Below are 21773 nucleotides of genomic sequence, written 5' to 3' on the forward strand. Positions count from 1 at the left end.
GCGCGGACGCCCACACACCGCTGTGACCCGCCACGTGACCCGGGAGAAGCACTCCCCGACGTATCTCGACGAGGAGGATATCGACCCCGAGAAGGGCGACATCGCGGTCTGTCGCTGCGGGCTCAGCGACGAGCACCCGTTCTGTGACGGCTCCCACCGCCGAACCGAGAACGAAGGCGACGGCGTCTACTGCTACGTCGACGGCGAACGACGCGAGATCGCGAGCATCACGTTCGCGGACGGGGAGACGATCGAGTACGGGGAGGCGGATGGGACGGACGCCGACGGCGAGAGGGACGACTGACACCTCGGCCGAGTGCTTTAGGGCGATGGGGCGAACAGCCACCCGTGTGTACCGCACCGGCCATCTCGGCGTGTCGATGCTGGTGTTCGCCCCGATCGGCTACCTGCTCGTCGCGGCCGGCGAGCCGCTGGCGGCGCTCGTCACCGGCGGCGCGATGCTCTGGCTGGCGATGCTACCCGACGTCGACCACCGGATCCCGGGGATCCCCCACCGCGGGCCGACCCACTCGCTGCTGTTCGCCGCGCTCGTGGGCGGCGCGTTCGCCGGCGCGGGCGCGCTGCTGGCCGACGGCATGGGGACGGTCGACCGCGCGCGGCTCTCGCTGTTCGGCTTCTTCGTCGGGTCCCTCAGCGTCGGCTCCCACCTGCTCGGCGACGTGCTCACGCCCGCGGGCGTGAACCTGTTCTGGCCGTGGGGGCGGGAGTTCAGCCTCTACGTCACCCGCGCGGACAGTACGATCGCGAACTGGGGACTGTTCCTGCTCGGGGTCTTCGCGGTCGCCGCCGCGGGCGTGCTGGCGGTTCAGGGGCTGCCCTGATCGAGCACGAGCACCGCGCCCGTCGCCCAGCGCTCGTACCCCAGCGACGCCGCGAGCGCGACCGACGCCGAGTCCGAGTCGAGCGTCCGGTAGCGCACCACCGTGTCGCGGTCGACGTCGAACGCGGTCGCGGTGATCTTCGAGGCGACCTCGCGCCCGTACCCCTGTCCACGGTGCTCGGGGTCGACGACGACCCCCACGTCCGGGAACGGCAGATGGGTCAGCGTCGCGACCGCGATCAGGTTGTCGTCCCGGAACAGCCCCGCCGTCTGGCCCGGGCGGAACACCGGCGACGCGCGCGCCCACTCGTCCTCGGTGACGCGCTCCTGCAGGCGATCGAACGCGTCCCGGTCGGCGCCGACGAGCAGGCGGGCGTCGGTGTCGGCCGGCGAGAACGACGGCTCGTCGACGTAGCCCAGGAAGTAGGGGCCGTGGACGGCGTCGACGCCCGCGTCGTGGTCGGTCAGCGCGCGCTCGACCACCTCAGTTGCGGGCAGCTCCGCATCCGCGAGCGCCTCGCGATGGGTGTCGAGCGCGTCCCTGACAGTCTCGGGCGCGGCGACGACGAGCGTCTCCCCGCGACGGACCAGTCGGATCGTCCCCTCGTTGGGGTTCGTCGTGACCGTGACGCCGGGGTCCGCGAACGCCCCGGGCGCACAGTCCAGTCGCTCGGCCCAGTGGCGGGCGATCCGATCGTCCGTGTCGGGCGCGAGCGTCATCGTTCGACGTGTCGGACCGCCAGCGGGAAAGTCCCGTGGCTCAATCGTCGCCCAGCGAGGGCTGCCCGGTAGCGCCGGCCGCGGCGTCGGCGGCGCCGTTCACGAGGGTCACGTCGAGCTTGCTGAACGGGATCTCGATGCCGAGGTCGGTCAGGCGGCCGTAGATGCCGCGGTTGAGTTCGTGGGTCGCCTTCGACCCGCGGACGGGGCTCCGGACCCAGCAGAGCAGTTCGTACTCCAGCGCGGAGTCGCCGAACGCGCGAAACCGCATCCGCGGCTTGGGCGAGTCGAGCACCAGAGATTCCGCCTCGGCGACGCCGACGACGGCCGCCTCGAACGCGTCGATGTCGGTGCCGTACGCCACGCCGATCGGGACGCGGATCCGTTTGCGGCTCCCGGGCGCGGACTCGTTGACGATCTTCGCGGCGTTGAGCACGGCGTTGGGGACGGTCACCAGCACCTCGTCGCGGGTCTGGAGCGTCGTCGAGCGGACGCCGACCTTGACGACCGTCCCCTTCTCGCCGGAGTCGAGCACGACGAAATCGCCGATCTTGTACGTGTCGTCGAAGTACAGCGCGATCCCCCCGAAGAAGTTCGCGACGGTGTCCTTCGCGGCGAACCCGATGGTGATGCCCGCGATGCCCGCGCCGGCGAGCAGCGGCGTCACGTCGATGCGCCAGATCGAGAGGATCGCGGCGGCGGCGGCGACGATGACGATCAGCGTCCAGACGTTCGAGAACACCGGCGCGAAGTCGAACCGCGGGCCGGCGTCCTGCACGGCGTCGACCGCGCGGTTGACGATGGCGTTCAGCGCCCACGCCCAGACCACCACCAGCACCGAGAGCGCCGGGCGGCTGAACAGCGCGTCGCGGGTCGCGGCGTCGACGGCGAGCGCGTCGAGCACCCCCCCGTCGCCCGTCAGCAGGAACACCCCCGCCAGCGCCGCCGAGACCACGAGCGGGAGCCGGAGCTCCTCGAACACGATGTCGTCCAGCGCGTTCTCCGTCGAGCGGCCGAGCCGCCGCAGGAGCCGGACCACGACGCGCTCGACGACGACGGCGGCGACGAGGCTGCTCACGAGGACCGCGACGAGTGCGAGCATGGGTGGCAGCGCGTCCAGCGCCGACGTGACAGCGTTCATGAGACTCAGAGGCGGCAGGGTAGCTTAACCGTTTCTCGCGGGCGAACGCCTGCTCGCGGATCCGCACGGCTTGAAGTGGTCGCCCGCCCAACCCCCGGCGATGGCCGACCCCGAACTCGACGACGACGCGATGACCCGTTTCGAGGTACCCGACTTCGAGGACCTGCCCGAGGACCTCCAGGACCGCATCGCCGAGGAGACCGAGGAGGCCGGGTTCACGCCCAACGTGTTCTCCGCGTTCGCGTACAAGCCGAGCCACTTCCGCGCCTTCTTCGAGTTCCACGACGCGCTGGTCGACGACACGGCGCTGGACCGCGAGGAGGTGGAGATGATCGTCGTCGCCGTCTCCGGCCGGAACCACTGCTACTACTGCAACGTCGCCCACGGCGCGCTGCTGCGCATCTACTCGGGGAACCCCGAACTCGCGGACCAGTTGGTCGCGAACTACCGCCAGGCCGACGTGAGCGAGAAGCGGATGGCGATGCTCGACGTGGCCGTGAAACTGACCGAACACCCAGACCGCGTGACCGAGGCCGACCTCGAACGCCTCGCGGAGGTCGGGTACAGCCCCGAGGCGATGTGGGAGATCGCCGCCGTGACCGCCTTCTTCAACCTCAGCAACCGGATGGCGATGTTCGCGGACATGCGACCCAACGAGGAGTTCCACACGATGGGGCGTTGAACGGTTTCGTTCGCGGGCGCCTCAACGGCGCCGGACGCCGACGAAGTACGCGGGGTTGCTACTCCAGCGACGCTCGAACGCCGTCGGGATCGCGAACTCGACCTCCCAGTCCGAGCCTGCGAACCGCTCGCGCAGTTCCGCGGGCGTGACCCCGTACACGTCGCCCGCCGTGCGCCGGGCGTCGCCGAGCACGTAGTAGTGGCCACCCTGCGGGACGACGGCCGCGAGGCCGTCGACGAAGCGGTCCCGTTCGGCGTCGCCGAGCACGTGGAACATCGCGGAGTCGACGACAGTCGGGAACGAGAGCCCCGCGCGGGCGAGGCCGGCGAGGTCGAGCGCGTCCCACACCGCGAACTCGGCGTCGATCCGCCGGCCGCGGGCCTTCGCCCGGGCCTGCTCGACCGCGCGCGGCGAGAGGTCGATCCCCAGCACCTCGTGGCCCCAGCGGGCGAGGTACATCGCGAGTTCGCCGGTGCCACAGCCCACGTCCAGCACGGGGCCGCGGATCCGGCCGGACTCGGCGAGCGCGACGAACGCCTCCTGTGGCCGGCCGATGTCCCAGTTCGGCACGCCGGCGTAGGCGGCGTCGTAGACGTGCGAGAGCGGGCGTCCCGTCGGCGGCGCGCTCCCGCCTCGGTCGGCGGTAGTCATACCGGAGTTTCCGGGCGACACGCCATGAATCCCCCGCTCGGTACGGGGGTGCTGACGCCGCGGCAGCGGACTTATGCCGTCGCCGGCGGAGTCCGACGTATGACCGACGCAGTCTCCGTGACCCACCTCCCGGGCGACCCCGTCGCCCGCCGGCCGGCGGAGTTCGTCGAGCGCAAGGGGGTCGGCCACCCCGACTCGCTGTGTGACGGCGTTGCCGAGGCGGTCTCGCGGACGCTCTCACGGTTCTACCGCGACGAGTTCGACCGCGTGCTCCACCACAACACCGACAAGGTCCACCTCGGCGCGGGCCGGGCAACGCCCGAGTACGGCGGCGGCGAGGTCGTCGACCCGATCTACCTGCTCGTCGGCGGGCGGGCGACGACGAGCGTGAACGGTCGGGAGCTCCCGATCCCGGATCTCGCCCGAGACGCCGCGCGCGAGTACGTGCTCGACACCGTTCCCGAACTCGACGCCGAGGACCTGGTGGTCGAGACCCGGATCGGCCGAACCTCGGGCGATCTCGCCTCGCTGTTCGACCGCGGCGAGGTGCCGCTGGCGAACGACACCAGCTTCGGCGTCGGCCACGGGCCGGGCTCACCGGTCGAGCGCTTCGTCCGGACGCTCGAACCCCGGCTCCACGCCGAGATCGACGCCGTCGGGAAGGACGTGAAGCTGATGGCCTCGCGGCGCGGCGACGCGGTCGACCTCACGGTCGCCGCCGCGGTCGTCGACCGCCACGTCGCCGGCCGTGAGGAGTACCACGAAGTGCTCGATCGCGTGGACGCGCTCGCCCGCGAGCACGCCGCGGACCGCCTTGACTGCCCGCTCTCGGTCCGGGTGAACGCCGCCGACGACGACGAGTCGGTGTACCTCACGACCACGGGGCTCTCCGCGGAGGCGGGCGACGACGGCGCCGTCGGCCGGGGAAACCGCGCGAACGGCCTGATCACGCCGGCGCGACCGATGAGCCTGGAGGCGACCGCCGGCAAGAACCCCGTCACCCACGTCGGGAAGCTGTACAACCTCCTCGCGCTGCGGATCGCCGGGACGCTCTCGACCGACCTCGGCGCGGCCCACTCCTGTGTGCAACTGCTCTCGCGGATCGGGAGCGCGGTCGACGAGCCCCACGCTGTGGACGTCGAGACGACCGTGGAGGACGGGGCTGCGGTCCGCGACGTCGTCGACGACGAACTCGCTTGGATCGACGAACTGACCGAGGATCTGCTCGCCGGCGACGTCGACGTGTTCTAGCCGACCGCGGCGTCGACGACCACGAGCAGGACGAAGCCGACGATGAACGCGGCCGTCGCGGCGTCAGCGTACCCGTGGCCGTGGCTGGAGGGCACCATCTCCCGGAGGACGACCGCGAGCATCGCGCCCGCGGCGAAGCCGGCGGCGACGGGGAAGATCCCCGCCGCGAGGCCGACGAGCGCGAAGCCGAACACCGACCCCATCACCTGCGGGACCGTTCCGGAGAGCGTCGTGTACAGTAGCACCTTCCCCGAGGAGACGCCGGACTGGTTCACCGGGACAGCGAAGGCGAACCCGTCGGGAACGTTCTGGAGCGCGATCACGACCGCGAGCACGAGCGCCACCTCCTCGAGGCCGGAGGCGTAGGCGATCCCCATCGCCAGCCCCTCGGGCGCGTTGTGGATCGTGATCGCGCCGCCGACCAGGACGGCCCGCCGGACGCGGTCGTCGAGGCCGTCGAGGTCGATCCCCTCGGCGTGGCCACGCCAGCGGCGGTACTCGCCGTGGACGTGCGGAATGATCCGATTCCCGGCGAGCAGGCCGAACCCGCCGACAGTGACGCCGAGCATCACCTCCCACAGCGCCCCCTGTTCGGTGCCGGGGATGATGAGCCCGAACACCGACGCCGCGACCATGATCCCGCCCGCGAGGCCGAGCGCGGCGTCGTACGTGCGGTGGCTCACGCGGGCGCCGAACAGGATCGGGATCGCGCCGAGGCCAGTGGCCAGCCCCACCAGCGTGCTCACCACCAGCATCGACTGGAACGGCGTCATCGAGGGGAGGAGGGAGTGCCGGGCGTAAATACGCTCTGGGGAGAACTCTAAAAGACAGACAAGGGATATCTTGAAGTTGATACCTTGCTAATTAGTGTCAATATGGAATTACGGGAGCTCGCCGAGCAAGACTGGAACAGCCACGAGCGGAAACGATTCATAAAGGACGAAACGAAATCGAGTACCGACTCGTTCGACCCGGAGTCGTTCAAACACGACGGTTTCAGCGACCGTGAGAAATACCTCGAAACCTACGTTCCCGCACTCGCCGAGGAAGAACGGCTCGAGACGGAGTTGAACAATTTCACTCCGCCGCGATTGAACGCACTCAACGATTCTCCCTATCAAGCGCTCGTCATCCGATACGGGATTCTCCGCCAACTGATTCAACAGCCCGACTACAGTATGCCCAAGGACGGGCTTCTCGAGAACGTCCAGACGTGGCAACTCGATATTCTGAACGAGTATTCGGAGGACGAATTCCCGGATTCCGACGATCTGCTCCATCTCGCCGAGGCCGCCGTCGACTACAAGAACGATGTCGACGACTCGGAGCTCCACATGGTGTACAGCTATTTCGAGCTTCACAACCGCTCCCGGGAACAGAAACACGAGTACTACACCTGGCTGGATTTCTTCAAACGCCTCTCCGCGATCGAACGGTTCCCGAAAGTTCGGCGTTCCGACAGCCCCGAGCACGCGCTGGACACGATCGAGAAGGGACTCTGGTCACTTCAGGAGCAGGCGATCGTCTACGAGGTGAACACCGACAGCACGAACGAGCTCGTCGGTATTCCCGAGGAGTATATCGACTACGTCCGGGACTGGCTCTACTACGAGATGTCCGAAGAGAACTACCTCCGGATGCTGGAGACCCTCGAACCGTTCGACAGACAGTCGCTACTCGTCGACATCCGTGAACAGTACGGAATCGAATCGAAGACCGGGGGGCGCAACGACAGGCGCCGCGAGAGTATCGTGAGAGGCGGCGTGTTCCCGAGCGAACTCCTCAGATACGCTCTCACGAAAGACGAACTCAAGGGGATCGTCGATCGATACGGACTCGACGCTCACAAGCAGAAAACTGAGGAGATGATTTCGGCGATCATCGACTACTTCGAGCAGTCTCAGAAGTCGGTCGGGGACGACGATCCGGCCGTCGAACTGTATCTGAGCGCGTACGAGGACATCGCCGACGGGACGGTACAACAGGTCCCTCCACAGCTACAGGACCTCGTCGATGCGGACAACCCCGGCGACAAACTCGATATCCTCTTCGAGGACGCGACGGCCGAGATATTCAGCGAGGTGTTCAACCTCGACGGAACGAACCTCCTCGGCCAACGGGCAAACGGTGTCGTCGCGGACGGGGAGGTCGAACAGGGCGACAAGTGGCTGCTGTGGGACAACAAGCGCCGAGCCCGGCAGTTCAAACTGGGCAGCACCGCACGCAGTAAGATCAAGAGCTACATCGACACCAAGGCCGGACAGCACGAAGTCGAGTGGTTCCTCATTATCGCTCCCGAGTTCAGCGAGAACGCGGAGACTCACGCCGAACAGCTCGAGATGCAAGTCGGTCGCGATATCCGACTCGTACGCGCTGACGACTTCAAGCAGCTAGCCGAACAGTGGCGCGAAGAGTACGCCGACGACGGACACGAGCTACCGCTCTCGATCTTCTTCGGTTCCGGGTTGTTCGACCCCGACATGGCGATGCAGGTTCTGGATCAGCAGTTCTCGTGACAGACGCAGTCAGCTACTCTCCCCGTTCGAGAATACATATACGGGGCCGCATTCATTAGGAGGATATGAACGATCTGAGTTCCTCGAGTGCTGGATGGTTCGCCGGCGTCGACCCCGGCGACCCCGAGGCTGCGGCGGCCGCCGTCAGCGAGGGCGAGGCCGATGAACCGCGTGACTGGCCCGCGCTGGCCGTCGAGTCGGGGTTCGCCGCCGACGAGGACGAGTACTACGACCGCCTCCACGAGGCGACCGTCAGGGCTGCCCGCGAGGCCGCCCAGGCCGCCGAACGCGCGGACGACCAACAGTTGATCCACTCGTTGCGGGCGATGGACGACGCCGAGCGAACCGCGAACGAGCTCGCCGAGCGACTGGAGGAGTGGGCCGGCGCGTTACTAGCGGTCGAGACGGACGCGTCGGGGCTCGACTTCGCGGCCGTCGTCGCCGACTACGAGCCGACGGACGCGACCGAGGAGCGGGCCGTCTCGCTCGCCCAGCGTGCGGTCGACCTCCGCGAGGAGCGCGACGACCTGCGGGCGTTCGTCGAGCGCCGCGCGCCCGAGGTGGCGCCCAACCTCGCGGAGATGGCCGGCCCCGTGCTCGCGGCGCGGCTGATTTCGCTTGCGGGCGGGCTGGAGTCGCTCGCGAAGAAACCCTCGGGCACCGTGCAGGTGCTCGGCGCCGAGGACGCGCTGTTCGCGCACCTCCGCGGGCACGCCCCCTCGCCCAAGCACGGCGTGATCTTCACCCACGAGTTCGTCCGCGGCACGCGGCCGGAGGACCGCGGCTCGGCGGCGCGGGCGCTGGCCGGGAAGCTCTCCATCGCCGCCCGGATCGACCACTACGCCGGCGAGCGCCGCGAGAGCGTGCACGAGGACCTCCGCGATCGGATGGCGACGATCCGCGCGCGTGCAGACGGGGATACGGCGGGTGAGGACGATGACGACACGGAGGAGAACGATGAGTGAGCTCCCTGCCGGCGTCGAACGTCGCACCGTCGCGGGCGAGGAGCGGTTGACGACCGCCGGCGAACCGGTGTACGGCGAGCCGACCGTCGACGGGCGGCGGGTGTGGGACGCCGGGCGGTCGAAGCTGGGGGCGATGCTCGAACTCGGGATGGACACCCACCTCGCGGGCGGCGAGTCGGTGCTGTACCTCGGCGCCGCCTCCGGGACGACCGTGAGCCACGTCGCCGACTTCGCGGGGCCGACGTACGCGGTGGAGTTCGCGCCCCGTCCCGTTCGGGACCTGGTCGACGTGGCCGAGAGCCGGCCGAACCTGTTCCCGCTGCTGGCCGACGCGCGGAAACCCCGGGAGTACGCCGGCGTCGTGGAGTCCGGGCTGGACGTGATCGTCCAGGACGTGGCGACCCGCGGGCAGGCCGATGTGGCGATCCGGAACGCGGGGTTCCTCGCCGACGACGGTCTGCTGCTGGCGGCGATCAAGGCCCGCAGCGAGGACGTGGTGGCCGAACCAGACGAGGTGTTCGAGGAGGTTCGGGAGACGCTGGGCGAGGCGTACGAACTGCTCGAGACCGCGCGGCTGGATCGCTACCACGACGACCACCTCGGGGTCGTCGCGCGCAAGCGGTGAGGATCGCCGGGGGCTGATACGCCCGGAGTTCCGGAGCCGGCACCCTATTTAGGTGGGGGCGCACACTGTGGAGCAAATGGAGGAACTGGGCTCCCGCGAGAGCTTCGACCGGATGGGAACCCTCGGCGTCGAGGAGGAGTTCTACGTCGTCGACGGGGCGGGGATGCCCGTCTCGGGGATCGACGAACTGGTGTACGGCGACGACGAGCCGCCGGCACCGCTCGCGGGGAAGCTGGACCACGAGCTGTTCAAGTTCACCATCGAGACCCAGACGCCGCTGATCGAGGACGTTAGCGAGGCCGAGGAGCAACTGCTCGCGGTGCGGGAGGCGCTGGTCGAGCACGCCGAGAACCACGGTTATCAGATCGCCGCGGCGGGGCTCCACCCCGAGGCGCGCTGGCGCGAACTCGACCACGCTGAGAAACCCCGCTACCGCTCCCAGCTCGACCGGATCCAGTACCCACAGCACCGCAACACCACCGCGGGGCTGCACGTCCACGTCGGCGTCGACGACCCGGACAAGGCGGTCTGGATCGCCAACGAGCTCCGGTGGGAGATGCCGCCGCTGCTGGCGCTGTCGGCGAACTCCCCGTTCTGGAACGGGTTCGACACGGGGCTGGCCTCGGCGCGGGCGAAGATCTTCGAGAACCTCCCCAACACGGGGATGCCGACCGCGTTCGCGGATTACGAGGCGTTCGAGCGCTTCGAGCGCCGGATGGTCGAACAGGGCTCCGTCGAGGACCGCGGCGAACTCTGGTTCGACGTGCGCCCCCACACCGGCCACGGCACCGTCGAGATCCGCACGCCCGACGGGCAGGTCGATCCCGCGGTCGTCGATGCGTTCGTCGAGGGGGCCCACGCGATGGTGGTCGACCTCGCGGAACGCTACGAGGACGGGAAGCGTGATTCGCTCGGCTCGGGGCTGCGCCGTGAGCTTCTGGACGAGAACAAGTGGCGCGCCACGCGCTACGGCCACGACGCGACGTTCATCGACCGCGACGGCGAGTCGACGATCGGCCTCGCCGAGGCGATCCAGCGCACCTGCGACCGGATCGGGAACGACGCGCTGACCGCGCTGCTGGACGGGGAGAGCGGGAGTCAGCGACAGCGACGGATTCGCGAGGAACAGGGGAGCGAAGCGCTGCGGGAGGCGCTCCTGCTGTAGCTCAGTAGCGGATCGGGTACTCCCGGATCGATCCGGGGACGTCCTCGCCCCAGAACTTCTGCATCTCCTCGTCGTCCATCCCGCGTTCGGTCTCCAGTGCGGCCTCGTACGCCTCCCGGAGGTCGGCGATCGGCTGGCCTGGCGTGTCGACTCTGAGGTTGTGGTAGAGCTTGTGGGGTTCGCCGTAGACGAGCACGGCGGCGCTGAGGTTGTCGCCCCGTTTGTCGCCGCCGGTGGACTCGCTGGCCTCGAGCGCGGTCAGCAGGCGATCGGTGAACCGCCCGGTGGTGCGCTCGAACGCCGCGGCGACGGCGTCGATCACGTCGGCGCTCGCGAGCAGGTCGCCTGCGACGGTGTACTCCTCGCCGGCGTAGTGGTCGGCGTGCTCGACACATTTCTCGCCGGTGTGGGCGTACGTGTTCCCGTCGGCGTCGACGCCGTGGAGTTGGAGGCCGACAGACCCCTCGCGACCGGCGAGAAGCGCGTCGGCCGCGGTGGGGAGCGTGAACCCCCAGTCGAGCAGGGCGAGCAGTGCCTCGCCGTAGTCGGCGCCGGCGTCCCAGGACTGGGTGACGACCGCGCCGTCGGCGCCGACCCACGGGCAGACCGCCCCGACCGCGGGGAACGCCGAGGCGACGGCGACGCCGAACTGGTCGGACTCCGGGTCGCGGGCCGCGATCGAGATCGTCACTGCGACACCCCGCTCGTAGTACTCTCGGCCACACGCCGAGTGAGGCTGTCGGCGGCTTGAACGTTCCGGCCCCGACCGAACGCTTTTGCCCGACCGCGCCGCCACGGTCGACCGTGTACCTCTCACACCCGGTCCGGCGGATGCGGGACGACCCTGGGGAGGAGACGGCCGCGCTGGTCGTCGAACTCGCCGACGACGCCGAGCCGTCGGAACTGCGCGACACTGTTGCGGACGCGGGCGGCGAACTGGTCGACGAGATCGGGTTCGACTGCTGGCTCGTTCGCGTCCCCGAGGCGGGCGTCGCCGACCTCTGTTCGCTCCCGGGCGTGGTCCGGATCGAGACCGACGCGACCCTCGAGTACGCCGTCGACGAGACAGTCGAACCCGACGGTGGCGGGGAGTCCGCTGTCGACGACGCCGAGTAGTCAGGCGCTCGTCTTGATCTCGACGCGGTAGCCGAACGGGTCGCGGACGTAGACGGCCGGGGCGGTCCCGGTCGCGCCTTTCAGCTCTCGCGGCTCGCGTTCGATCTCGACGCCGGCGTCCGTTAGCTGCTGCTCGATCGTGTCGACGTCCTCCTCAACGACGATCGCGACGTGGTCGAAGTTCGTCTCCGCGGGTGGCTCGAACGACTCGTCCGGGCTGAGGTGGAGCAGGCTCGTCGCCGAGAGCCGGACCGAGAAGATCGGCCGCTCGCCCGCGCGGTAGGCGTCGAGATCCTCCAGGTCGAAGCCGAGCGTGTCGCGGTAGAACGCGACGGCGTCGTCGACGCGGTCCTCCGGGATGACGAGGTTCGCGTGATCGAGGTGGCTGGGGTTCACGGACGTTGGTTGGGCCGACGCGTACAAATCGGTGGGGGCACCGCAGTAGCTAACACCCCCGGACTGGATGGTGGACGCGTGACGGGAACGTTCGACGATTGCTACTTCGCTGCGGGGCGGTCCGACGCGGAGCGTGGGGGGTCGTGAGCGAAACGGCTGCTCGGGAAGTCGACCTCTCGGGCACCACCGTCGAGTACGAACTGCGCCGCAGTGCTGACGCCACGCGGCCGCGCATCGACGTCGACCTCCACGGCGTGACGGTCGTCATCCCCGAAGGGTCGCGCCGGCGGCCCGGCGAGTTCCTCCGGGAGAAGGCGTCGTGGGTGGTCGAGAAGCACCGCGAGTTCCAGCGCTACCGCGAGCGCGTGCCCGACCGGACGTTCGAATCCGGCGCGTCGTTCCCGGTGCTCGGGACGGAGCGGGAGCTAGTGGTCGAGCCGGCACGGCGGAACGAACTCACCGACGAGACGATCCACCTCCGGCGGAGTGCGGTCGAGCAGTCCTCCGTGAAGCGCGCGCTGGAGAGCTTCTACCGCTCGCTGGCGCGGGAGCAGTTCACGGCGCGGGCGGACCAGTTCGCGCCGGAGATGGGCGTCGAGTACGGGGGGATCGAAGTGCGGAACCAGAAGACGAAGTGGGGGAGCTGTTCGAGCAACGGCACGTTGGGGCTGAACTGGCGACTGATGCTGGCGCCGCCGGAAATCGTCGACTACATCGTCGTCCACGAACTGGCTCATTTGCGCGAGATGAACCACGGCGAGGCGTTCTGGGCGATCGTGGAGGCGTTCGACCCCGAGTGGGAACAGCATCGGGAGTGGCTGCGGGAGCACAGCGCCGAGTTGGTGTTCTCGGAGGACGATCTGTAGGGTGTCGAGAGAACCGCGCTGGCTGGGGTCGAACCGGAGCCAGCCGTGAGTGCGCGGGGAAGTGGCTGAAGGGTAGCGGCGACCAGTCGGGGAAGCGTCAGGTCGGCACCGACTGTGGCTGTCGACGCTTCTCGACCGGTTCCGAGTCCGCCCTCGGAAGTGTGACGGCGAACACGCTTCCGTCCGAACCGGTTTCGGACAGTTCGACGTCCCCGCCGTACCGGTCAGCCAGCCGTGCGACGATGGTGAGACCGATACCGTGGTCGGTCTTGGCCGTCGCCGTCTCGAAGAGTACGTCGCGCTCGGTTTCGGGGACCCCTGACCCGTTGTCCGCGACCCGTACTTCGACCGTGTCCGGTGTTGTCGAGACCGAGAGGCTGACGCGTGGCTGTTCGCTCTCGTTGTGTTCGACCGCGTTGTTGAGCAGGTTGGAGAATATCCGTGGGAGGAGTTCGTCGGCAGTGACGTACACGTCGTCAGGGATCTTCGCGTCGATCTCCACGTTCCGGTACCGGTCCTCCAGGTTGTCGACTTCCTCCGCAAGCACGTCAGTGAGGTTCACAGGGCCGAGGTCGGTCCCCTCCTCCAGCGACTGCAGCAGCAGACGCACGTCCTTGGTCGTTCCGGTGAGCTCGGTCGCCTGCCGGTCGATGATGTCGAGATACTCGTAGACGGGGTCGTCCTCGCTGGACTGCTGTTTGAGCAGCCCGGCGTAGCCGCTGATGACGGCGGCGGTGTTCAGCACCTCGTGTCGGAGGAGCGAGTTGAGGTAGTCGAGCATCTCTCGCCGTTCCTCGGACTCTCTCGCTTGGACGGACGCGCGCTCGGCCCTCACGGCGCGTTGCACCGCCCGTGCCTCGTAGTAACCGATGAGGAACCCGCAACCGGCGCCGATGCTGAGGGACCACCGCCCCCACCCGACGGCAATCAGGAGGTTGGCGGGCGGCATCGTGAGCATCAGCACAGTGTTCACTAGCAGGAACCCGCCACCTCCGGCGACGGACCACTTCAGAACGCGATACTGCTGGTCGCCGGAGAGCGACGACCGCGACAGATACACCCCACCGCCGAGGAGTCCGACGAGTCCGGGGAGGCTCGTCACGAACCCGACCACGTACACTGCATTTATCAAGTAGAGTCGACCCGAAAATGTAACCCAGATTAACTCAGTTGCGACAATCACTCCTAATAGACAACCGAGCGCAACCAGAACCCTACTTTCGCGGTTGTCAGACTTCACTCGTTACTGGTGATGTGTCCCCTATCACTCATAATGGTACCGCAGATTCTCCCGGCGTGGGTACCAACGTCGGCCGGGAAAGAGGCTCTGCGACAGGATCTCGGAGATGTGAATCATCTGTGGGTCGAGACGGAGCTACCGTCGACGACGACTCGCTACGCTCGTCGCTCGGACATTAGTCCCAGCAGAAATGCGCTGGCTGGGATTTGAACCCAGGTTGTGACCATGGCAAGGTCACGTGATACCACTACACTACCAGCGCGTTCCTTCTCACTCCCATCAAGTGCGGTTTTGTTCTTAAGACTTCCGAAACGCTGCCAATCGACTGCCGGCGGCGGGGTGGCGCCGACGTCACCAGAAATCCGTGATTTCTGGTTGGCGGACGAGAGCTTTGCTCTCGTCAACGTCCCTATCCGACATCCACGACACACACTGACGAACGAAAGAAAGCCACCAACGGGCGTCTGGGGCCGTGTGACGGCGTCACAGCCCCCGTGCTGAGTCGCTACCCTTTTACGGTGTCGTTCGGAAGTGACGGTACAGTCCAGTGGCGAGGCACATGACGGGCGACACAACAATCGTCGTTCCGTCGTCGCTCGTCCGGGAGGCCGAGGACAAACGCGAGGCGACCCGAAAGCTCGGGTACGTCGCTCGCGCGGCGGCCATCTACCGGATCGAGCGAATCCTCGTCTTCCCCGATCGGGAAGCCGAGGGCCGCTGGGGCGGGGAGTTCGTGCGCACGGTGCTGGCCTACGCGGCCACACCACCCTACCTCCGTCGGGAGGTCTGGGACGAGCGCGACGAACTGCGCTACGCTGGCGTGCTCCCCCCCATGCGTGTCTCCCCACGGACCGGCTCCGCGGGTGAAACCCCGGAGTCGAGAGAAGGAATCGTGACCGAGGTCGGACCTGACGACCGCGTCCGGGTCAATTGCGGAATGCAACACCCGATCTCCCTGCTCGTCCCGCCGTCGATGGCGGTCGAGGAGGGGGAGCGCGTCACAGTCAGGGTCTCTTCGAGAGAACCCGTCCGCGCACGGATCGTCGACGAGGACCCACCCGGGTTCACCGTCGACGCCTGCGGGGACATCCAGGAAGCTCTGGCCCGCGAGGATGCGGGTCTCTGCATCGGCACGTCGCGCCACGGGGACGAACTCACCCGTTCGCGGCTGGCCGAACTCGCCCCGCGCTACCGGGACGGCGCCACCGTCGTCTTCGGCTCGCCGGGCCGTGGGCTTCCGGAGATGCTGGGGGTGTCCCCCGAGGATCTCCCCGTCGAACCCGACTCTCCCGGGTTCGACCTCTGGCTGAATACGGTTCCAAATCAGGGCAGCGAGGTGGTGCACACCGAGGAAGCGGTGTTCGCCACGCTCGCCCCGCTCGCGCTCAGGGACTGAGCGCGGAGGAAAACGAACATGCCACAACCAAGCAGACCACGAAAAGGCTCGCTGGGCTTCGGCCCGCGAACGCGTGCGGCGTCAGAAGTGCCGCGTATCCGCTCGTGGCCGGACGACGAGGGCTCCCCTGCACTCCAGGGGTTCGCTGGCTACAAGGCCGGCATGACCCACGTCGTCATGGTCAACGACGAGGAGGACTCGCCGCGGAACGGGATGGAGGAGTCCGTCCCCGTGACCGTCGTCGAGACCCCGCCGATGCACGCGATCGCCGTGCGAGCCTACGAGGACACGGCGTACGGAGCGAAGCCGGCAACCGAGGTTTGGGCGTCCGAGTTCCACGACGAACTCGACCGCGCGCTCGACCTGCCGGCGGAGAACGACTTCGAGGGCGACGCCGACGAGCTGCGGACGCTCGTCGAGGAGGGTGCGGTCGACGACCTCCGGGTCATCACCCACACCACCCCCGCGTCGCTGCAGAACATCCCCAAGAAGGAGCCGGACGTGATGGAGACTCGCGTCGGCGGCGGCTCCCTGCAGGAGCGCGCCGACTTCGCGCTCGATCTGGTCGAGGACGGCGGCGAACACGAGTTCGGCGACGTCTTCCGCGCGGGCGAGTACCTCGACGCCTCGGGCATCACGAAGGGGAAAGGGACGCAGGGTCCCGTCAAGCGCTGGGGCGTCCAGAAGCGGAAGGGCAAGCACGCCCGTCAGGGCTGGCGGCGCCGCATCGGTAACCTCGGCCCGTGGAACCCGAGCCGCGTTCGCTCGACGGTTCCCCAGCAGGGCCAGACCGGCTACCACCAGCGGACGGAGCTCAACAAGCGCCTGATCGACTTCGGCGAGGGTGACGACGCCTCCGTCGACGGCGGCTTCGTCAACTACGGCGAGGTCGACGGGCAGTACGCGCTCGTGAAGGGCTCGCTACCGGGCCCCGACCAGCGCCTCCTGCGCTTCCGTCCCTCGATCCGGCCGAACGACCAGCCGCGCCTCGATCCCGAGGTGCGCTACGTCTCCACGGCCTCCAACCAAGGGTAACAAACAATGCAAGCAACTATCCGAAACCTGGACGGCTCGAACGGCGACGAGATCGAGCTCCCGGCGGCGTTCGAGACGCCGTTCCGCCCGGACCTCATCAAAGGCGCCGTCCACGCCGCTCAGGCCAACCGAAAGCAGGACTACGGCGCCGACGAGTTCGCCGGCCTCCGCACCCCCGCCGAGTCGATGGGGTCGGGCCGCGGCATGGCGCACGTGCCACAGGAGAACGGTCGGGCCCGCCGGGTCCCGCAGGCTGTGGGTGGCCGCAAGGCCCACCCGCCGAAAGCCGAGAAGGACCGGGGCCAGAAAGTCAACGACAAGGAGCGCAAGCTCGCGACCCGTTCGGCCATCGCCGCCACGACCGACGCCGAGCGCGTCGCCGAGCGCGGCCACGCCTTCGACGACGACCTCGAGCTCCCGCTCGTCGTGAGCGACGAGTTCGAGGAGCTCCAGCGGACGAAGGAGGCCGTCGAGGCGTTCGAAGAGCTCGGCATCCACGCCGACGTCGAGCGTGCCGACGAGGGTCGCCGCGTGCGAGCCGGTCAGGGGAAGGCCCGTGGCCGGAAGTACGACGAGCCGAAGTCGGTGCTGGTCGTCACCAGCGAGGAGCCCTCGCGTGCGGCGCGGAACCTCGCCGGCGTCGACGTGGCGACGGCCGAGGACGTGAACACCGAGGACCTCGCGCCCGGCACCCACGCCGGCCGGCTGACGCTCTGGACCGAGAGCGCCGTCGAGGAGGTGGCCGACCGATGACGGGGATCATCGAACACCCGCTGGTCACCGAGAAGGCGATGGACCAGATGGACTTCGACAACACGCTCCAGTTCATCGTCAACGTCGACGCCGACAAGCCGACCATTCAGGAGGAGATCGAGTCCCGCTACGACGTGACCGTCGATTCGCTGAACACGATGGTCACGCCGCAGGGGAAGAAGAAGGCGATCGTCCGCCTCTCCGAGGAGGACGACGCACAGGAGATCGCCTCGCGGATCGGGGTGTTCTGACACATGGGACGACGAATTCAGGGGCAGCGGCGTGGCCGTGGGACGCCCACGTTCCGGGCGCCATCTCACCGCTACAAAGCTGACCTCGAACACAAGAAAAGCGAGGAGCACGACACGATCTCCGGCGAAGTCGTCGGCATCGAGCACGACCCCGCCCGCAGCGCACCGCTGGCGGACGTCGAGTTCGACGACGGCGACCGCCGGCTCGTGCTCGCTCCCGAAGGTATCGCCGTCGGCGACACCCTGCAGGTGGGTGTCTCCGCCGAGATCAAACCCGGCAACACGCTGCCGCTTGCGGAGATCCCGGAAGGGATCCCGATCTGCAACGTCGAGAGCCAGGTGGGCGACGGCGGGAAGTTCGCCCGCGCCTCCGGCGTCTCGGCCCAGCTGATGAGCCACGACCGCGACGTCGCGGTCGTCCAGCTACCAAGCGGCGAGGTCAAGCGCCTGCCGCCGGCGTGTCGCGCCACCATCGGCGTCGTCGCCGGCGGTGGCCGGACGGAGAAGCCGTTCGTCAAAGCCGGCAACAAACACCACAAGATGAAGGCCCGCGGGACCAAGTACCCGCGTGTCCGCGGGGTCGCGATGAACGCCGTCGACCACCCGTTCGGTGGCGGCGGCCGCCAGCACCCCGGTCAGCCCAAGTCCGTCTCGCGGGACGCCCCGCCGGGACGGAAGGTGGGCGACATCGCCTCCAAACGCACCGGTCACAGCGGTGGCAAGGGGGAGTAACACATGAGCTCGGAATACCGAACCGGCCGCGAAGGGGAGTTCACCTACCGCGGTCACACGCTCGAGGACCTCGAAGAGATGGAGCTCGACGAGGTCGTGGAACTGCTACCCGCCCGCGTGCGGCGAACCATCGACCGGGGACTCGGCATCGACCACCGCAAGCTGGTCGAGCAGGCCCGGGAGGCCACCGAGGAGGAGACGGCCAACGATCCGATCCGGACACATCTCCGGGACATGCCGATCCTCCCCTCGTTCGTCGGCCTCACCTTCGAGGTGTACAACGGCCACAGCTTCGACCGCGTGAAGGTCGAGCCGGAGATGATCGGCCACTACCTCGGTGAGTTCCACCTCACCCGATCCACCGTCGAGCACGGTCAGGCCGGCATCGGCGCGACCCGGTCCTCGAAGTTCGTGCCACTCAAGTAACATATGGGAATCAGCTACAGCGTCGACGCCGACCCGGAGACCACGGCGAAAGCCATGCTGCGGGAGCGTCAGATCAGCCTGAAGCACAGCAAGGCCATCTCGAAGGCTATCAAAGGCAAGACGGTCACCGAGGCCGAGGAGTACCTCGACGCCGTGATCGAGGGCGAGCGCTCGGTGCCGTTCAAGCAGCACAACAGCGGCGTCGGCCACCGTTCCGACATCGACGGCTGGGACGCCGGCCGCTTCCCCGAGAAGGCCAGCAAGGACTTCCTCAAGCTGCTGACGAACGCCAAGAACAACGCCGACCACCAGGGGTTCGACGGCGAGGAGATGACCATCTCCCACGTCGCCGCCCACAAGGTCGGCGAACAGGTCGGGCGCAACCCCCGTGCGATGGGGACCGCCGACCCGTGGAACACCGTCGAAGTGGACGTCGAGATCATCCTCGAAGAGGAGGAGGAGGATAACTGATGGCGGACGAACAGCAGTTCATCGAGAACGGGCTCCAGCGGAGTCAGATCGACGAGTTCTTCGCGGATGAGCTCAGCCGCGCCGGCTACGGCGGCATGGACATCGCGAAGACGCCGATGGGGACCCAGATCGTCCTCAAGGCAGAGAAGCCCGGCATGGTGATCGGCAAGGGTGGGAAGAACATCCGGAAGATCACCACCGAGCTCGAGGACCGCTTCGACATGGACGACCCGCAGATCGACGTGCAGGAGGTCGACGAACCCGACCTCAACGCACAGATCGTCGCGGACCGGCTGGCCAACGCGCTCGAGCGTGGCTGGTACTTCCGCAAGGCGGGCCACACCACCATCGACCGCATGATGGAGGCCGGCGCGCTGGGCGCGGAGATCGTCCTCTCGGGGAAGGTCACCGGCGCCCGCTCGCGCGTGGAGAAGTTCAACCGCGGCTACATCAAGCACAACGGCGAGCCCGCCCAGACCGTCGTCGACGAGGGTCAGGGCGTCGCCGTGATGAAGCTCGGCACCATCGGCGTCACCGTCAAGGTGATCGGGCCGGACGCGACCCTCCCCGACGACTTCGAGATCGCGGAGACCTCGGAGCCGCCGGAGGTCGATCAGGCCGTCGAGGAGGAGGGCGTCGAGGAGCTGCTCGCTGACGTCGAGGAGGACGAAGCCCCCGAGGCGCCCCAGCACGAGGAGCCCGATGTCCCCGACGAGACGCCCGAGGAGGTCATCGACGAGGAGGTCGTCGAGGAAGTCGTCGAGGAAGCGAAGGAGACCGACTCCTCGCGTGAGAGCGCCGAGAGCGCTCCCGAGGAGGAGGACGTCGGCGTCGCCTCCGAGGAGGCCGTCGAGACCGCCGAGGAGGAGGAGTCCCTCGACGAGGACGTCGAGGAAGAAGCCGCCGACCTCGTCTCCGAGATGGAGGAGGCCGAGGAGGCCGAATCCGAGGACGAGGAAACGGCCGACTCCGACGAGGAGTCCGACGACGAAGACGAGGAAACGGAGGAGTAATACATGGCGATTCTCTACACCGAAGAGATCCGAGACATGACGCCCGCCGAGCGGGCGGCCGAGCTCGAGGAGCTCGAAACCGAGCTCCTGAACGCTCGCGCCGTCCAGGCGGCGGGTGGCGCCCCGGAGAACCCGGGCCGCGTCGGCGAGCTTCGCACCACGATCGCCCGGATCAAGACGATCCAGAACGAGGAAGGCGACGACGTTTCGGGCGACGACGTCGAAGCCGCCGACACCCAGGAGTAACGCACGATGGCACTCACACCCGACACCCTCACACGACACGAACTGAACGGGCTGCCCGTCCGGGTAGCCGACGCCGCCAACCCCGACCTCGTCGGGATCAGCGGCCGCGTCGTGGTCGAGACGATGAAGACGTTCCACGTCGACGACGGGCGTCGGGTGCGGCAGGTCCCCAAGGAGGGGAGCTGCTTCGAGTTCGCTATCGCGACCGCGGACGACGCTGCGAGAGCCAGCGTCGCTCCCGCCGCAGATGAAGCCGCGGACGCCGCCGAGGCGTCCGGGTCCGTATCCCAACTCGGGACGGAAACTGCCGGGGTTCGCCCCGGCAAGTCTGGCCCGTCCGCCCCGCCCCGGAGTCAGGGTCGGGGGGCGAGTCAGCGAGGTGGGGAAACGTCCCCGCAGGGGACGGCAAACCACCTCGATGCGACCGGCGAACGAAGTGAGCCGGGAGCCGAGGACGAGTGCCAGGATACGGTCTACGTAACGGTGGATGGCGAACGACTGCTCTCACGACCCGCCGCGCGAACCGAGCGCGGGGGTGATTCGACATGGCAATCGGACTAAACGTAGAACAACCGGAGGAGACCTGCTCCGACGAGAACTGTCCGTTCCACGGGGACCTCTCCGTGCGCGGGCAGACGCTCGAGGGCGAGGTCGCCTCCACAGACATGGACAAGACCGTCGTCGTGGAGCGGGAGTACGACGTTCGTGTACCGAAGTACGACCGGTACATGAAGCGTCGGTCCCGCGTCCCGGCCCACCACCCGCCGTGTATCGACACGGAGGAGGGTGACACGGTCCGTATCGCAGAGACTCGACCGCTCTCGAAGACCAAATCGCACGTCGTCGTCGACGTCGTCGACGGCGGGGGTGAATGATGGAGGCGCTGAAAGCCGACGTCACGCAGGGTCTCGAGAAGGGCTCGAAGATCACGTGTGCCGACAACACCGGCGCACGCGAGCTCAAGGTCATCAGCATCGCCGGCTACTCGGGGACGAAGAACCGTCACCCGAAAGCCGGTATCGGCGACAAGATCACCGTCTCGGTCACCAAGGGGACGCCCGAAATGCGTCGCCAGGTGCTCGAAGCGGTGGTCGTTCGCCAGCGCAAGCCGATCCGCCGACCAGACGGCCAGCGCCTCAAGTTCGAGGACAACGCCGCCGTCATCATCGACGAGAACGAGGAGCCCCGCGGCACGGAGATCAAGGGGCCCGTCGCGCGTGAGGTCGCGGAGCGGTTCGGCACCATCGCCAGCACGGCGACGATGATCGTCTAAGC

Annotated in this window: 29 protein-coding genes and 1 tRNA gene; 22 read left to right on the forward strand and 8 right to left on the reverse strand. The window is 68.0% G+C overall.

What is annotated here, in order from left to right:
• The first annotated feature begins 22 nt into the window (after nucleotides 1-22).
• On the forward strand, nucleotides 23-304 hold the full coding sequence (locus B4589_RS04120; RefSeq protein ID WP_079233080.1) for a CDGSH iron-sulfur domain-containing protein: 282 nt from the start codon (nucleotides 23-25) through the stop codon (nucleotides 302-304).
• 46 nt (nucleotides 305-350) lie between these two features.
• Nucleotides 351-842 carry a metal-dependent hydrolase gene (locus B4589_RS04125; RefSeq protein ID WP_079233081.1) on the forward strand — a complete coding sequence of 164 codons (492 nt, stop codon included), beginning with the start codon at nucleotides 351-353 and terminating at the stop codon, nucleotides 840-842.
• On the opposite strand, the gene B4589_RS04130 is transcribed toward B4589_RS04125, so the two are convergent.
• Complete coding sequence (locus B4589_RS04130) at nucleotides 827-1561, reverse strand: GNAT family N-acetyltransferase (RefSeq protein WP_079233082.1); 735 nt, start codon at nucleotides 1559-1561, stop codon at nucleotides 827-829. The two genes, B4589_RS04125 and B4589_RS04130, sit on opposite strands and share 16 nt — an antisense overlap.
• Before the next feature lie 40 nt (nucleotides 1562-1601).
• Entirely contained in the window at nucleotides 1602-2702 is a 1101-nt protein-coding gene (locus B4589_RS04135; protein ID WP_079233083.1) for a mechanosensitive ion channel family protein, read from the reverse strand.
• 100 nt (nucleotides 2703-2802) lie between these two features.
• On the opposite strand from B4589_RS04135, the gene B4589_RS04140 reads away from it, so the two are divergent.
• Entirely contained in the window at nucleotides 2803-3384 is a 582-nt protein-coding gene (locus B4589_RS04140; RefSeq protein ID WP_079233084.1) for a peroxidase-related enzyme, read from the forward strand.
• Nucleotides 3385-3405: 21 nt separating this feature from the next.
• Here the strand turns inward: B4589_RS04140 and B4589_RS04145 are convergent, their stop codons facing one another.
• On the reverse strand, nucleotides 3406-4035 hold the full coding sequence (locus tag B4589_RS04145; protein ID WP_079233085.1) for a class I SAM-dependent methyltransferase: 630 nt from the start codon (nucleotides 4033-4035) through the stop codon (nucleotides 3406-3408).
• A 99-nt stretch (nucleotides 4036-4134) separates the two neighbouring features.
• Between B4589_RS04145 and B4589_RS04150 the strand changes: the two genes are divergently transcribed.
• Nucleotides 4135-5286, forward strand: a complete 1152-nt coding sequence (locus tag B4589_RS04150) for a methionine adenosyltransferase (protein WP_079233086.1) — start codon at nucleotides 4135-4137, stop codon at nucleotides 5284-5286.
• On the opposite strand, the gene B4589_RS04155 is transcribed toward B4589_RS04150, so the two are convergent.
• On the reverse strand, nucleotides 5283-6059 hold the full coding sequence (locus B4589_RS04155) for a ZIP family metal transporter (RefSeq protein ID WP_079233087.1): 777 nt from the start codon (nucleotides 6057-6059) through the stop codon (nucleotides 5283-5285). The two genes, B4589_RS04150 and B4589_RS04155, sit on opposite strands and share 4 nt — an antisense overlap.
• A 102-nt stretch (nucleotides 6060-6161) precedes the next feature.
• Between B4589_RS04155 and B4589_RS04160 the strand changes: the two genes are divergently transcribed.
• From B4589_RS04160 to B4589_RS04175, 4 genes are all read left to right on the forward strand, one after another.
• Complete coding sequence (locus B4589_RS04160; RefSeq protein WP_079233088.1) at nucleotides 6162-7802, forward strand: hypothetical protein; 1641 nt, start codon at nucleotides 6162-6164, stop codon at nucleotides 7800-7802.
• Nucleotides 7803-7867: 65 nt separating this feature from the next.
• Complete coding sequence (locus tag B4589_RS04165) at nucleotides 7868-8767, forward strand: NOP5/NOP56 family protein (RefSeq protein WP_079233089.1); 900 nt, start codon at nucleotides 7868-7870, stop codon at nucleotides 8765-8767.
• Nucleotides 8760-9392 carry a fibrillarin-like rRNA/tRNA 2'-O-methyltransferase gene (locus tag B4589_RS04170; RefSeq protein WP_079233090.1) on the forward strand — a complete coding sequence of 211 codons (633 nt, stop codon included), beginning with the start codon at nucleotides 8760-8762 and terminating at the stop codon, nucleotides 9390-9392. The genes B4589_RS04165 and B4589_RS04170 overlap by 8 nt, the downstream gene beginning before the upstream one ends.
• Before the next feature lie 76 nt (nucleotides 9393-9468).
• Nucleotides 9469-10557, forward strand: coding sequence for a glutamate--cysteine ligase (locus B4589_RS04175; protein WP_079233091.1), 1089 nt, complete (start codon nucleotides 9469-9471; stop codon nucleotides 10555-10557).
• 1 nt (nucleotide 10558) lies between these two features.
• Here B4589_RS04175 and B4589_RS04180 read toward each other — a convergent pair whose 3' ends face one another.
• A complete protein-coding gene (locus B4589_RS04180; protein ID WP_079233092.1) occupies nucleotides 10559-11248 on the reverse strand; it encodes a DUF1028 domain-containing protein in 690 nt (229 codons plus the stop codon).
• Between the two features lie 113 nt (nucleotides 11249-11361).
• Between B4589_RS04180 and B4589_RS04185 the strand changes: the two genes are divergently transcribed.
• Entirely contained in the window at nucleotides 11362-11673 is a 312-nt protein-coding gene (locus B4589_RS04185; protein ID WP_255246124.1) for a hypothetical protein, read from the forward strand.
• Here the strand turns inward: B4589_RS04185 and B4589_RS04190 are convergent, their stop codons facing one another.
• Complete coding sequence (locus tag B4589_RS04190) at nucleotides 11674-12069, reverse strand: VOC family protein (RefSeq protein WP_079233093.1); 396 nt, start codon at nucleotides 12067-12069, stop codon at nucleotides 11674-11676.
• Between the two features lie 143 nt (nucleotides 12070-12212).
• On the opposite strand from B4589_RS04190, the gene B4589_RS04195 reads away from it, so the two are divergent.
• Nucleotides 12213-12935 carry a M48 family metallopeptidase gene (locus B4589_RS04195; protein WP_079233094.1) on the forward strand — a complete coding sequence of 241 codons (723 nt, stop codon included), beginning with the start codon at nucleotides 12213-12215 and terminating at the stop codon, nucleotides 12933-12935.
• A gap of 97 nt (nucleotides 12936-13032) precedes the next feature.
• On the opposite strand, the gene B4589_RS04200 is transcribed toward B4589_RS04195, so the two are convergent.
• Nucleotides 13033-14055 carry a HAMP domain-containing sensor histidine kinase gene (locus tag B4589_RS04200; RefSeq protein ID WP_158081139.1) on the reverse strand — a complete coding sequence of 341 codons (1023 nt, stop codon included), beginning with the start codon at nucleotides 14053-14055 and terminating at the stop codon, nucleotides 13033-13035.
• A gap of 311 nt (nucleotides 14056-14366) precedes the next feature.
• A tRNA-Gly gene (locus tag B4589_RS04205) sits at nucleotides 14367-14437 on the reverse strand.
• A gap of 297 nt (nucleotides 14438-14734) precedes the next feature.
• Here B4589_RS04205 and B4589_RS04210 point away from each other — a divergent pair.
• From B4589_RS04210 to B4589_RS04265, 12 genes are read left to right on the forward strand one after another with little or no spacing between them, the layout of a single operon-like run.
• Nucleotides 14735-15571 carry a putative RNA uridine N3 methyltransferase gene (locus tag B4589_RS04210; RefSeq protein ID WP_079233096.1) on the forward strand — a complete coding sequence of 279 codons (837 nt, stop codon included), beginning with the start codon at nucleotides 14735-14737 and terminating at the stop codon, nucleotides 15569-15571.
• 18 nt (nucleotides 15572-15589) lie between these two features.
• The gene (locus B4589_RS04215; RefSeq protein ID WP_079233097.1) at nucleotides 15590-16606 is read left to right on the forward strand and encodes a 50S ribosomal protein L3; all 1017 of its coding nucleotides are present in this window, start codon (nucleotides 15590-15592) and stop codon (nucleotides 16604-16606) included.
• Nucleotides 16607-16612: 6 nt separating this feature from the next.
• Entirely contained in the window at nucleotides 16613-17359 is a 747-nt protein-coding gene (gene rpl4p / locus B4589_RS04220) for a 50S ribosomal protein L4 (protein ID WP_079233098.1), read from the forward strand.
• The gene (locus tag B4589_RS04225; protein WP_079233099.1) at nucleotides 17356-17610 is read left to right on the forward strand and encodes a 50S ribosomal protein L23; all 255 of its coding nucleotides are present in this window, start codon (nucleotides 17356-17358) and stop codon (nucleotides 17608-17610) included. Before rpl4p ends, B4589_RS04225 begins: the two co-directional genes overlap by 4 nt.
• A gap of 3 nt (nucleotides 17611-17613) precedes the next feature.
• Nucleotides 17614-18342 carry a 50S ribosomal protein L2 gene (locus tag B4589_RS04230; RefSeq protein ID WP_079233100.1) on the forward strand — a complete coding sequence of 243 codons (729 nt, stop codon included), beginning with the start codon at nucleotides 17614-17616 and terminating at the stop codon, nucleotides 18340-18342.
• A gap of 3 nt (nucleotides 18343-18345) precedes the next feature.
• Nucleotides 18346-18768 carry a 30S ribosomal protein S19 gene (locus tag B4589_RS04235; protein WP_079233101.1) on the forward strand — a complete coding sequence of 141 codons (423 nt, stop codon included), beginning with the start codon at nucleotides 18346-18348 and terminating at the stop codon, nucleotides 18766-18768.
• A gap of 3 nt (nucleotides 18769-18771) precedes the next feature.
• A complete protein-coding gene (locus B4589_RS04240; RefSeq protein WP_079233102.1) occupies nucleotides 18772-19239 on the forward strand; it encodes a 50S ribosomal protein L22 in 468 nt (155 codons plus the stop codon).
• A complete protein-coding gene (locus B4589_RS04245) occupies nucleotides 19239-20252 on the forward strand; it encodes a 30S ribosomal protein S3 (protein ID WP_079233103.1) in 1014 nt (337 codons plus the stop codon). Before B4589_RS04240 ends, B4589_RS04245 begins: the two co-directional genes overlap by 1 nt.
• Before the next feature lie 3 nt (nucleotides 20253-20255).
• Nucleotides 20256-20498: a 50S ribosomal protein L29 gene (rpmC, locus tag B4589_RS04250; RefSeq protein WP_079233104.1), complete on the forward strand. Its 243-nt coding sequence runs from the start codon at nucleotides 20256-20258 to the stop codon at nucleotides 20496-20498.
• Between the two features lie 6 nt (nucleotides 20499-20504).
• Entirely contained in the window at nucleotides 20505-21059 is a 555-nt protein-coding gene (locus B4589_RS04255; protein ID WP_079233105.1) for a ribonuclease P protein component 1, read from the forward strand.
• On the forward strand, nucleotides 21044-21373 hold the full coding sequence (locus B4589_RS04260) for a 30S ribosomal protein S17 (protein ID WP_079233106.1): 330 nt from the start codon (nucleotides 21044-21046) through the stop codon (nucleotides 21371-21373). Before B4589_RS04255 ends, B4589_RS04260 begins: the two co-directional genes overlap by 16 nt.
• Nucleotides 21373-21771 (forward strand): 50S ribosomal protein L14, encoded by a 399-nt coding sequence (locus tag B4589_RS04265; protein WP_079233107.1) that lies wholly within the window; start codon nucleotides 21373-21375, stop codon nucleotides 21769-21771. The genes B4589_RS04260 and B4589_RS04265 overlap by 1 nt, the downstream gene beginning before the upstream one ends.
• The last annotated feature ends 2 nt before the right edge of the window (nucleotides 21772-21773 follow it).

The sequence above is a fragment of the Halolamina sp. CBA1230 genome (assembly GCF_002025255.2).
Lineage (GTDB): Archaea > Halobacteriota > Halobacteria > Halobacteriales > Haloferacaceae > Halolamina.